The sequence below is a fragment of the Halomonas sp. ND22Bw genome (assembly GCF_003011945.1).
Classification (GTDB): Bacteria; Pseudomonadota; Gammaproteobacteria; order Pseudomonadales; family Halomonadaceae; genus Halomonas; species Halomonas halophila.
On the sequence record NZ_PXWD01001089.1, the window covers coordinates 1 to 263 of the forward strand.

General features: G+C 65.4%; 1 protein-coding gene. It reads left to right on the top strand.

Annotated features, from left to right (window positions below; translation table 11 throughout):
* Nucleotides 1–48: 48 nt before the first annotated feature.
* Nucleotides 49–263: 30S ribosomal protein S11 (rpsK, locus tag CVH10_RS21545; RefSeq protein WP_106489425.1), on the top strand; the 215-nt coding region annotated here is incomplete at its 3' end.

A 263-nucleotide genomic window follows, 5' to 3' on the forward strand; every position in this document is an offset into this window, starting at 1 on the left:
CCCGAGCGCCTGGAATGACGGGCGCGCTTGAAGGACGAGAAGGTACAGATGGCCAAGGAAACCACCCGCGTTCGTCGCCGCGAACGCAAGAACATCGTCTCGGGCGTGGCGCACGTGAACGCTTCGTTCAACAACACGATGGTCACCATCACCGACGCGCAGGGCAACACGATCTCGTGGTCGTCCGCCGGCGCCATGGGCTTCAAGGGTTCGCGTAAGTCGACCCCCTACGCCGCTCAGGTCGCCGCCGAGGACGCTGCCCG